Annotated in this window: 11 protein-coding genes and 1 pseudogene; 6 read left to right on the top strand and 6 right to left on the bottom strand. The window is 71.9% G+C overall.

The annotated features are described in order from the left end of the window. The coding region (locus ACH01S_RS35145; RefSeq protein ID WP_218010509.1) for an ATP-binding protein at positions 1-2,426 on the bottom strand (2,426 nt) is incomplete at its 3' end. A gap of 476 nt (positions 2,427-2,902) precedes the next feature. On the opposite strand from ACH01S_RS35145, the gene ACH01S_RS35140 reads away from it, so the two are divergent. After that, complete coding sequence (locus ACH01S_RS35140; RefSeq protein WP_067902305.1) at positions 2,903-3,334, top strand: hypothetical protein; 432 nt, start codon at positions 2,903-2,905, stop codon at positions 3,332-3,334. A 275-nt stretch (positions 3,335-3,609) separates the two neighbouring features. Here the strand turns inward: ACH01S_RS35140 and ACH01S_RS35135 are convergent, their stop codons facing one another. The 3 genes from ACH01S_RS35135 to ACH01S_RS35125 form a co-directional block, all read right to left on the bottom strand. After that, positions 3,610-4,320, bottom strand: coding sequence for an AfsR/SARP family transcriptional regulator (locus tag ACH01S_RS35135; protein WP_067902298.1), 711 nt, complete (start codon positions 4,318-4,320; stop codon positions 3,610-3,612). Positions 4,321-4,464: 144 nt separating this feature from the next. Further along, entirely contained in the window at positions 4,465-4,827 is a 363-nt protein-coding gene (locus ACH01S_RS35130) for a hypothetical protein (RefSeq protein WP_148344182.1), read from the bottom strand. Positions 4,828-5,011: 184 nt separating this feature from the next. Next, a complete protein-coding gene (locus ACH01S_RS35125; RefSeq protein ID WP_067902289.1) occupies positions 5,012-5,434 on the bottom strand; it encodes a hypothetical protein in 423 nt (140 codons plus the stop codon). 271 nt (positions 5,435-5,705) lie between these two features. On the opposite strand from ACH01S_RS35125, the gene ACH01S_RS35120 reads away from it, so the two are divergent. The 5 genes and pseudogenes from ACH01S_RS35120 to ACH01S_RS35105 all read left to right on the top strand — a co-directional run bounded on the left by ACH01S_RS35120 (position 5,706) and on the right by ACH01S_RS35105 (position 8,015). Next, the gene (locus ACH01S_RS35120) at positions 5,706-6,236 is read left to right on the top strand and encodes a GntR family transcriptional regulator (protein ID WP_067902286.1); all 531 of its coding nucleotides are present in this window, start codon (positions 5,706-5,708) and stop codon (positions 6,234-6,236) included. Between the two features lie 5 nt (positions 6,237-6,241). Then, positions 6,242-6,448: pseudogene (locus tag ACH01S_RS46340) on the top strand (winged helix-turn-helix domain-containing protein); the annotation flags it as partial. Between the two features lie 84 nt (positions 6,449-6,532). After that, entirely contained in the window at positions 6,533-6,952 is a 420-nt protein-coding gene (locus tag ACH01S_RS46335; protein WP_246236562.1) for a UTRA domain-containing protein, read from the top strand. A gap of 170 nt (positions 6,953-7,122) precedes the next feature. Then, positions 7,123-7,575 (top strand): ATP-binding protein, encoded by a 453-nt coding sequence (locus tag ACH01S_RS35110; protein WP_169809415.1) that lies wholly within the window; start codon positions 7,123-7,125, stop codon positions 7,573-7,575. A gap of 122 nt (positions 7,576-7,697) precedes the next feature. Beyond that, a complete protein-coding gene (locus ACH01S_RS35105; RefSeq protein WP_148344184.1) occupies positions 7,698-8,015 on the top strand; it encodes a hypothetical protein in 318 nt (105 codons plus the stop codon). On the opposite strand, the gene ACH01S_RS35100 is transcribed toward ACH01S_RS35105, so the two are convergent. Continuing rightward, positions 7,993-9,330, bottom strand: a complete 1,338-nt coding sequence (locus ACH01S_RS35100; RefSeq protein ID WP_067902270.1) for a sensor histidine kinase — start codon at positions 9,328-9,330, stop codon at positions 7,993-7,995. The two genes, ACH01S_RS35105 and ACH01S_RS35100, sit on opposite strands and share 23 nt — an antisense overlap. Continuing rightward, on the bottom strand, positions 9,327-10,013 hold the full coding sequence (locus ACH01S_RS35095; RefSeq protein WP_067902267.1) for a response regulator transcription factor: 687 nt from the start codon (positions 10,011-10,013) through the stop codon (positions 9,327-9,329). Before ACH01S_RS35095 ends, ACH01S_RS35100 begins: the two co-directional genes overlap by 4 nt. Positions 10,014-10,025 lie beyond the last annotated feature (12 nt).

The raw sequence follows: 10,025 nt of genomic DNA, 5'->3' as shown, positions 1-10,025 counted from the left end.
AGCCGCCAGCCCGCCCCGGCCAGCGACTCGGCCGCCGCGCGCGCCCGCGCCGCGGCCGCGCGGGGATCGGCGTGCTCCAGGGCGTGCGCGCGGGCCAGGGCGGCGAGCCCGACCGTGCCCGGCAGGGCGGGGTGGGCGTGCCGCTCGGCTTCGGCGGCCCACCGCGCCGCCTCCTCGTGGCGCCCGCCCGCCGCGTCCAGCGCGGCCAGCCGCTCGGCGCAGCGCAGCAGCGTGTTGGGGTCGGAGACAGGCGGTCCGGGGGAGTTGCACGCGGCGAGGAGCCGGTCCCGCGCCTCGTCCGGCCGGTCCGCGTCGGCCAGCGCCAGGCCGTAGGCGTAGTCGGCCTGGCCGCTCACCCATTCGCGGCTTCCGCCCGACGTCCGGATCGCCTCCCGGCCGCTGGCGAGCGCCGCCTTGACGTCGCCCGTCCAGTGATCGACGAGGCACTGCTCGGTGTGGACGAAGGCCGACTGGTGGGACGAGCCCAGCAGCCAGGCCGACTCGACGGCCTCCCTGACGGTGTTGGCCGCGTCGTCCAGCCTGCCGAGCCTGGCGTAGGCCCGCGTCTTCGCGGCGAGCGCCACCGGGACGATGTACTGCCGGCCGGTGCCCCGCGCCACGGCCATCAGCCGGTCGACCCGGCGGACCGCGCCCGCGTGCAGGCCCATCAGGCATTCGGTCCAGGCGAGCCAGGCCAGGGAGTCGAGGCAGTCGACGAGTTCCTCGTCCGGGGCGGCGGCCACGGCCTCGTCCGCGGCCCGCACGCCCGCGAGGGCCGCGTCGACGTCGCCGCTCACGTAGGCGCCCATCGGCTGGATCGCCTTCAGGGCGAGGGCCAGGCTCGGGGGCCAGCCGCTCCGGGGTTCGGGGACCCGGTCGATCTCGCCCACGGCCCGCCGGCGGTCGAGCCTGAGCAGGGTGTCGCTGATCAGCCGCACCCGCAGCCGGACCGCCGCCGCGGACTCCTGGTCGGGGATCGCCGCCAGCTCGTGGACGAGCAGGGCGCGGCCCTGCTCCACGCTGCCCAGCAGCCGGTGCGCGATGGCGCAGAACCGGACGGCGACCGACCGGCGGTCGTAGTCGTCGGGCGGGAGCAGTCCGAGCAGCTCGGTGGCGGTGTTCCGGCCCTCCTCCAGGCACCCGGTGACGGACTGGAGCTCGGCGAGCTCCAGCATGAGCGTCAGCCGTTCGGGCTCGTCATGCGGCATGAGCCGCAGCGCGGACGTGAACCATCCGGCGGCCGTGTGCGGGGCTTGGAGGGCCACGGTGCGGGCGGCGTCGACCAGCGTCCCGGCGGCGGCGCGGTCGCCCCGGCTCGCCGAACGCTCGACGTGGTGGGCGAGCTGCGCGGCGGGAGCGCCGAGCGCGGCGAGGTGGGCGCCGACGCGCCCGTGCGCCGCCGACCGGCGGCCGGGCGGGGTGGAGCCGTAGATGACGTGGCGGATCAGCGGATGGCGGAACCGGAACCGGAGGCCGCCCGCGGACTGCCGGACGACGTCGCGGGCGACGAGCCGGTCGAGCGCGGTGAGGGTCTCCTCGGCGGTGGTGCCCGCGGCCACGGCGACGAGGGCGGGCTCGAACTCGTCGGCGACGATCGCGGCCGCCTGCGCGACCAGGGACGACGAGTCCGACAGCCCGTTCAGCTCCGCCTGGATCGTGGTCTGGACGTCATGCGGCGGCTCGTCGTGCTCCCCGGCCGACGCCATCCGGACCAGCGCGTCGAGGTAGAAGGGATTGCCTCCGCTGGCCTTGTACAGGGCCTCGCAGCGCGTGCGGCCGACGTCAGGTCCGAGCAGCTCGGCCACCTCGTCGAGGGTGAGCGGCGCGAGGGTGATGCCCGGTCCGTGCTCGGCCGCGGCGCGGAGCGGAGTCGCCAGCGCGGGCCCGACCTGCGCGGGACGGTACGCGACGGCGATGAGGACCCCCGTGCTCGGGGGGTGGCGGACAAGGTGGTTCAGCAGCTCCACCGAGGACGCGTCGGCCCAGTGCATGTCGTCGAGGGCGAGGACGAGGCCGCCCGGCAGCGCCAGCCGCTCGATGAGATCGCGGACGGCGCTGTAGAGCCGGTAGCGCACCAGCCCGGCCGGACCGCCCTGGTCGTCGGCCGCGAGGCCGTCGCCGGGACCGTCCGGCGCCGCCGACATCGCCGGGAACACCATCGCGAGCTGGCCCACGACGCCCGGGCGGAGTTCGGAGACCAGCTCGGGGAGTTTCTCCTCGATCGCGTCGTCCAAGGCGTCCACGAACACCCCGAAGGGCATTTCCTGCTCGAACTCGGAGGCCCTTCCGGACATCACCGGCAGCCCGCGCCCGGCGGCCGCGGAGGCGAGCTCGCCCAGCAGCCGGGTCTTGCCCATCCCCGGTTCCCCGGCCAGGGTGAGAACGCGGAATTCGCCGCCGGCGGAGCCGTCCAGTACCTCGCGCATCGTGCGGAGTGCGTCCTTGTTCCCCACCAGCGGACGTCGCGGATACGCGGACTCCCGGCCCGTCTTCCACATTCGTGAACCTCACTGTCGGCTCGGCTTTCACGGTCAGGGCGGGGTCTTTGACTTGCCACATTACTCGACGGTGAACGCTCTTTTCGGTGGCGTCTGTGAGGGCGTCCGAGCCTCATCCACAAGCGCCGCGCCGACATCGCTGAATGGAGCGTTCCGGTCTGTGATTTGGCAGCGGGCGGACGCGGGTCACGGGCTCATCCGGGCCGAAGTCGGCCATTTTTCATGATCGAATTATGCGTTCGGCGAAAGCGTCTCCGACCCGCTGGACGAGACGGCGCGGAGATGCCCCGAGCCGTTCTCGCGACGGGCGTGAGACGCCGCGAAGACAGCCCGCTGTTTGAGTTCCTCCCATGGTCCGGACAGGGCTTTGGCGGCCGAACCGCCGCCAACGGAAAGGAGCACGCATGAGCAAGACGTCTCTCGCCACGCGCACGGCCGGAGTGACGCTGGCGGCCGCCCTCGGGCTGGGTGTGGCCGGTCCCGCGGCCTCCGCCGCCACCGTCCAGGGCGCCCGCACTCCCGCCGCGGTGCAGCAGGTCGGCGCGCCGGCGGCCGCGGTCCCGGCCGCGCCGCAGGGTTCGCCGGTCACCCCGGCCCAGCAGGCCGAGCTCCAGCGAGCCATCGCCACCGGGAAGGCGCCCGCCTGGCTCGACAGGGTGATCAAGGAGCTCAAGAAGCGGTTCGCCACCTACCTGGCGCTGAAGAAGGCGGCCAAGAAGGGATTCGGTTCGTTCAAGGCGACCTGGAACAAGCGGGTCCCCAAGAACATCAAGAAGCTCGTCGGGACGGGCCTCAGGCTGCGCCTGGTTTACACCTACTTCCGCGCGGTCCGGTGACGGGTCTTCCGCTGATCTGATCTCGCCCTGACAGGCGCTTCCCGCCGAACTATCCCAGCCGATATCGACGACCGGATGGGGCGCCCCTCCCGAGGGCGCCCCATCCGGTGCTTTCTTCACCTGGAGATGAACCGATCGCGACAACCCGAGCGTCCGCGGAAAGGGAGCGACCTTGATCATTGTCGAAGTGCCCGCCGACGGCCGGACACGCCCGTCCATCGGCGCCGCCGAGCGGAACGCAATTCGAATAACACGCCGTCGTGCGGGCGGCGGGGTCAGCGGAGGCCGGAGACCAGCTCCTGGAGGGCCGGGCCCGGCTCCACGCCCAGTTCCCGCCGCACCACGCTGCCGTAGTCGAGGAAGGTGCGGTAGGCGGTGACCGTGTCGCCGCGCCGCAGATGGGCCTGGACGAGGACGCGCTGCGGGATCTCGGCGAGGTCGTCCACCTGCGTCCCCAGCGTGGCGAGGATGATGGCGTTCTCGGTGTCGCCGAGCTCCAGCGCCGTCGTGGCCAGCCTTTCGAGGGCGAGCAGGCGGAGCCGGTTCCAGCGGTCGCGTTCGCCGAGGACCTCCTCGTCGTAGCCGTCGCGGAGCAGCTCGGTGCTCAGCAGGCGCACGATCACCGGGTCGATGTCGCGCAGCTCGCCCGGGTCGGCGTGGACGATGTGCTGGGCCAGGCTCTTCGCCGCGTGGTAGTCGACGGTCACGTCCTCGGCCAGCCGCAGCGAGTCCGCGCCGATGACGAGCATGGACCGCGCTTCGGGCCGCATGCGCCAGAGCAGTTGGCGCAGCCGCTTGGCGGAGCCGACCGGGTCCAGATCGGGCCAGAGGCGCGCGGCGACGACCTGCCGCGACAGGCTGCCGGTCTCCAGCGCGAGGTGAATGATCAGTTTGCTGACGGTCTCCTCCGCGCCGATCTCACGGCCCGCCGGACGGCACGCGAAATGGGGGAGGAGTTGGATCGTGACTTGGTCGGGATCGTGCATGCTCAGCCTTCCTGCCGTCGCGGTCGATCGATCTCCACGGCGCGGGGCTCCCGGCGTCCATCGCTGCTTCCCGCCGGTCCTCTGAGAATGTCATCCCGGCGGCACACCCCGCCACTGGAAATTCCGACCGCCCTCTGCCCGCGCTTACACGCTTGTGAGGATGAAGACGAAGAAGAGCAAGAGGAAGATCAGGACCAAACCCAGGCAGCCGAGCAGCACGGATTGAATCGCCAGGCCGCGCTGGCGCACGGTGCCGGGCAGGCCGAGTTCACCGGCCATCGCCAGGTGGGCCGGACCGCGGTACTCCAATTCCGATGGGGCCCCGGGCGCCAGCACCGTCGTGGCAAGCCCCGCCTGGCGGCCCCGCAAACTCTGGAAGACCGCCACCGAGACCGGGCGGTCCCCCGGTATCTCGAATGCCGTCCGTCCCCAGCGCCGCGGATAGTCGTTCCCGTCGATATTGACGGTGACCGAGGAACCCGAGACCAGGCCGCGACGCAGGTTCATGACGAGGACCCGGCGCGGCCCGGCGTGGTACCCCGCATAAGGAATAGGAGGCGTTCCCATCGGAGGCTGCATGGCCCCAAAACCTATCGAACACCAAACCAAATAACGCCCCCACGAACCCGCATTCGTCCCGCAAGCCAAGATCAGGGACGCGCGTACTCGGTGCTGAGGTGGACCTGCGCGGTCAGTGACATTGCTCGGGCGTGCCGACGACGGACAGGAACACGATTGTCCCGCCGGTGAGCCATTGGCCATAAGACGGCCAGCACCCCGTTTCGATCGCCCTCAGCGTTCGCCTCGTCCGCCCGTCGCTGCCCCGCACCCACTCCGGGATCGGGTACATGGCCTTCTCGCACGCGTGCTCCCATTCGCCGATCAGCCAGTTCCCGGCCGCCTCCGGCTCGACGAAGGTCGCCACAACGAACCTGGGCGACTTGATCAGCCAGTCGGCGGTCCGCACCGGCGGCCGATCAGGCGAGTTCAGGTCGAGCGAGTCGGTACTCCCGAGCCGCTCCCACTCCCGGCCGCCGCCCGCCCAGCGGTAGCAGTGGAAGTGCGTCGGCGGCGCCGCCGGGCGCTTCGCCGCGTCCGGCGCGATCCGAGCCATTGATCAGCCACGCTCCTCGCTGGCAGACCCGCTCGCGGCCGCCGCCTACGACCGGGGCGGGACGACGGGCGTCACGGCGACCGTGCACGGGTTCGGCGGGCAGCACGGCTTCGCGCCCGTCCAGAACTCGGCGTCCACCCGGTAACCGGTGGCATGCAGCGCGGGCAGGGTCCGGTCAACCTCCGCCCCGCTGTGGAACGAACCGGCTGCGGGCCGTTGGCGTCCATAATGGTTTTCGCGATAAGTGGAGGACGGGAAGGGGTCGAGTGTCATGTGGGTCGTGAGTTCGCTGCCGTACCTGTCGCCCAGGCGGGAAGGCGAGGTTGATGCGTGGACCGAGGAGGCCGCGCAGGCTGGACGAGTCGGCACGCAGCGGTTGCGGGAGGTGACGACAGAGGTCCCACCACCGAACGTGGCCTCGGCCCTGGGGTTGCCCGCTGGACGTCCGGCCGTTGTCCGGCGCAGAACGATGCTCCTCGATGGACGGCCCGTCGAGCTGACCGACTCCTGGTACCCGGTCGAAATAGCTGATGGCACCGCACTCGCCGCCATGGGGAAGATCAAAGGCGGGGCCGTGACCCTGCTCGCGAACCTCGGCCATTCGGTGCACGAGGCTCGGGAGGACATCGCCTTCCGGAACGCCACGGCCGATGAGGCCGCCGAATTGAACCTGCCCGCGGGGACGCCGGTGATCGTCCTGTCGCGTACTTGCCTGGACGCCGAAGGCGTGGTCTTCGAGGTGTCCGTCATGGTGATGGTCGCTGAGGGGCGCCGTCTGCGGTACCGGCTGATTGCGGGGTGAGTGCGATGACGCGGCGAGCGGATGACCGTCCTCCGTACGAGCAGATGGCGGCGGAACTGCGGGCCCGGATCATGGCTGGAGACCTCGTGCCGGGCACTCAACTGCCTTCCACGGCGCATCTGGTCACAGAGTTCGGTGTCTCTAACACGACCGTCCAGAAGGCTCTGGCGGTACTCAAAGCCGAGGGCTATTTGACGAGCCGTCAAGGCAAGGGTGTGTACGTTCGCGACCGCCAGCCGTTCAGGGTGGAGGTCGGGGCCTATTTCGCACCCTCTCCTGGAGGATATTCCTACGAGTTGCTGCACGTCGGGGAGGTCCCGGCGCCGAACGAGGTGGCCGAGGCGCTCAACCTCGACGCGGGCGGGCATGTGCTGCTGCGCCGGCGGTTGCTGCGCCACGGCGGACGGCCCGTCGAGGTCGATTGGTCGTACTACCCGCTCGAACTGGCGAGCGCTACCGCGCTCGCCGGATCGAAGAGGATCCCCGGCGGGGCGCACCGCGTTCTGGCCGCACTCGGATACGAGCTCCAGCACTTCGTGGACGCCGTGTCCGCGCGGATGCCGACGAGCGAGGAGGTCGACCTCCTGGCGCTGCCGGACGTCCCAGTGATCCGCCAGTTCCGGGTCGCCTTCTCCCACGACGACCGTCCAGTAGAGGTCTCAGTCCTGGTCAAGGGCTCACACCTGTACGAGCTGACCTACCGCCAGCCCGTCTGACCTCCCAGGCGACACGTCGATCACGTTCTGCGATCACTAGTTCACGGGGAGCACTTGAATGCTTATCGCGATATCCATTAAAGTCAACTCCGCGCGAGACGACCGGAGGTGATCGCAGTGGTTTCGTTCGACGCAACGGGAGGTCCGGTGAGGTCGTTGGGATCGGTCCGGTGAGTGCCGACGTGGTGGCCGCCGGGCCCCTGGATGAGACCTTCCTGGCAGCGCGGACGGCTCCGGGGCGGGTGCGGGTGCTGGTTGAGCTGCGGCTTGCCGCGTGGGGGCTGGCGGGGTTGCGGGACGACGTCACGTTGATCGCCAGTGAGCTGGTCTCGAATGCGGTCGTGCACGCGCCGGACGGTGGCTCGATCCGGGTGCAGTTCACGCGGGTGGCGGGCGGGGTGCTGCTCGCGGTGTGGGACTCCTCGGACGGCAGGCCGACGATCAAGCGTCCGCTGGGCGTGGTGGCCGGTGATACCGCTCCCGATGCGGCGGCTCTGGACCCCGGGCATGACGACGGGACGGGCGGGCGCGGGCTGCCGATCGTGGAGGCGCTCGCGACCGCGTATGGGGTGAGCCCGACCGAGCCGAGCGGCAAGTGGGTCTGGGCGCGGTGTGCGGTGTGATCCGGCCGCGTCGGACGAAGGCGGCCAGAGCGAAGGGTGTGGACGGGTTGGGTTTGCGCGGGGTTGTCGGGCGGTGGCGGGTCGTCCTGGATTGTCGGACGTGCCTGGGTCATGACGCGGCGGTGCGCAGGTTGGAGGCGCTGCGGGTCGCGCTCTTGCCGATGGGGTGGCGGTGCGTCGGGCTCTATGACCGGGAGGAGTTCCGGTTCCCCGTGCCGTTGCTGTGGGTGTGCTGGGACGGAGCCGTCGACAAGGTCGGGGCCGTGGTGACCGTGCGGGCCGTGCCGGGACGGGCGTGGGCCTACTTCGAGGCGGGAGACGGGCGCGGCGGATTCGTCTCCCCCTGCGGGGACGCCACGTCGGCGGCCACCGCGCTGGATCTCATCTTGCGACACCGCATGACCCCGGCCGAGGGCGTTAGTGCGGAAGGCCGAGTGTGACGCGGACGGTTGTTCCTTGGGACGGGGCTGAGAACAGTTCGGCGCGGCCGCCGTGGGCGGCGGCTATGGCGGCGACGATCGGGAGGCCGAGGCCCGCGCCTGTCGCGCCCTGTTCGGCTCGGTGGAAACGTTCGAACGCACGGGCGGCGTCGGCGGGAGACATGCCCGGCCCCTCGTCGCTCACCTCGATGACGCCCGGCGCCAGGCGGATCGTCGCGGGGGTGCCGGGCGGGGTGTGCGCGCGGACGTTCGCCAGCAGGTTCGCCAGGATCTGCCGGATGCGTGCTTCGTCCACGTCTGCGATGAGCGTCTCCGGGGCGTCCAGGACGAGGGGGCGCGCGGGCTCCGCGGCGGCGGCGTCGGCCATCGCGTCGCGGGCCAGGGCGACGAGGTCGGTCGGCGCGGGGCGCAGCGACGCCCCGCGGTCCAGCCGGGCCAGCTCCAGCAGGTCGCTGACCAGCTTGCTCATCCGGGCGGCCTCGCCCTCGATGCGGCGCATGGCGTCGGGCAGCTCGTCCGGCCCGAGCGCGCCGTGCCGGTACAGCTCGGCGTAGCCCTGGATCGTCGTCAGCGGGGTGCGCAGCTCGTGCGAGGCGTCGGCGGCGAACTCGCGGACGCGGGCCTCGGACCGGCTGCGCGCCCAGAACGCCTGCTCGATCCGCTCCAGCATCACGTTGATCGCGGCGGCGAGCCGGGCCGTCTCGGTGCGCGGTCCCGGGTCCGGCATGCGGGCGCGCAGGTCGCCGCCGACCGTGATCGCGTGCGCGGTCGCGGCCATCCGGCCGAGCGGCAGCAGGCCGCGGCCGATCAGCCACCGGCCGAGCACGATCAGCACGGCGAGCAGCAGCGCGGCCGTCGCGACCTCCGTCAGGACGAGGTTCCGCACCGCCGAATGGATCTCGCTGAGCGGCGCCGCGACGACCACGACGCCGTTCCGCCAGGGCCGCGCCACGGCGCGCAGCCCCGGCAGGGAGAACGGTTCGAGGGTGCGGGCGCGGGCGGCGAGCTCGTCCCGGCCGAGGCGCTCGACCTCCGTGACGGCCCGTCCGGGGGACGGCAGGTCGCCGCTCAGCGCGCGCGCCCGCCCGTCCGGCCAGACCGCGAGCACCACGAACCGCGCCGGGGCGACGCCCTGCTCCGGCAGGCCGGGCCGCAGCAGCCGGGTCACCGCGTGGTCCCGGGTGGCCTGGAGCTGCTCGTCCACGCGGTTCATCAGGTAGCCGCGCAGGACGAGCGCGCTGACCAGGCCCATGATCGCCAGCCCGGCGAAGGTGACGCCGAGCAGGCCCGCGAGCAGCCGGGCGTTGAGCGTCATGGCCGCAGCGCGTAGCCGACGCCGCGCTGGGTGTGGATGAGCGGAGTGCCGAGCGGGTCGAGCTTGCGCCGCAGGTAGCTGATGTAGGTCTCGACGACCTGCGGATTCCCCTGGTCCCAGCCCCACACGCCGGTGAGGAGCTGGGACCGCGACAGCACCATCCCGGCGTGCCGCATCAGGTATGCGAGGAGGCGGAACTCGGTGGGCGAGAGGTCGACGTCCACGCCCCCGCGGCGGACACGCCAATGCGCCTCGTCCAGTTCGAGGTCGGCGACGCGGAGCACCTCGCCCTCCTTGTCGGCGGACGGCGGGGCCGCCCGGCGCAGCACCGCCCGCACGCGCGCGACCAGCGCCTCGATGGAGAACGGCTTGGTGACATAGTCATCGCCGCCGAGCGTGAGACCTGTGACGGTGTCGGACGGCGTGTCCCGCGCGGTCAGGAAGATGACCGGGACCTGGTCGCCGTCCGCGCGCAGCCTCCGGCACACCTCGAAGCCGTCCAGGTCGGGGAGCATGACGTCCAGCAGGACGAGGTCGGGACGCTCCGTCCGGACGGCGCGCAGGGCGTCCGCCCCCGTCGCCGCCGTGCCGGTCGCGAAGCCGTGGAAGCGCAGCGCGACCTCGATCAGGTCGCGGATGTTGGCCTCGTCGTCCACGACGAGGACCCGCCGGTTCTCGCTCATCGGCTCCCGCTG

This window comes from Actinomadura chibensis NBRC 106107 (assembly GCF_001552135.1).
In the GTDB taxonomy this organism is placed as follows: domain Bacteria; phylum Actinomycetota; class Actinomycetes; order Streptosporangiales; family Streptosporangiaceae; genus Spirillospora; species Spirillospora chibensis.
This window is presented reverse-complemented; position numbering and strand designations above follow the sequence as displayed.

What these genes read in the sequence shown, in the direction of transcription:
- ACH01S_RS35140 (WP_067902305.1), top strand. Translation starts at nt 2,903, where the DNA reads ATGAGCAAGACGTCTCTCGCCACGCGCACGGCCGGAGTGACGCTGGCG.
- ACH01S_RS35135 (WP_067902298.1), bottom strand. Translation starts at nt 4,320, where the DNA reads ATGCACGATCCCGACCAAGTCACGATCCAACTCCTCCCCCATTTCGCG.
- ACH01S_RS35130 (WP_148344182.1), bottom strand. Translation starts at nt 4,827, where the DNA reads ATGAACCTGCGTCGCGGCCTGGTCTCGGGTTCCTCGGTCACCGTCAAT.
- ACH01S_RS35125 (WP_067902289.1), bottom strand. Translation starts at nt 5,434, where the DNA reads ATGGCTCGGATCGCGCCGGACGCGGCGAAGCGCCCGGCGGCGCCGCCG.
- ACH01S_RS35120 (WP_067902286.1), top strand. Translation starts at nt 5,706, where the DNA reads ATGTGGGTCGTGAGTTCGCTGCCGTACCTGTCGCCCAGGCGGGAAGGC.
- ACH01S_RS35100 (WP_067902270.1), bottom strand. Translation starts at nt 9,330, where the DNA reads ATGACGCTCAACGCCCGGCTGCTCGCGGGCCTGCTCGGCGTCACCTTC.
- ACH01S_RS35095 (WP_067902267.1), bottom strand. Translation starts at nt 10,013, where the DNA reads ATGAGCGAGAACCGGCGGGTCCTCGTCGTGGACGACGAGGCCAACATC.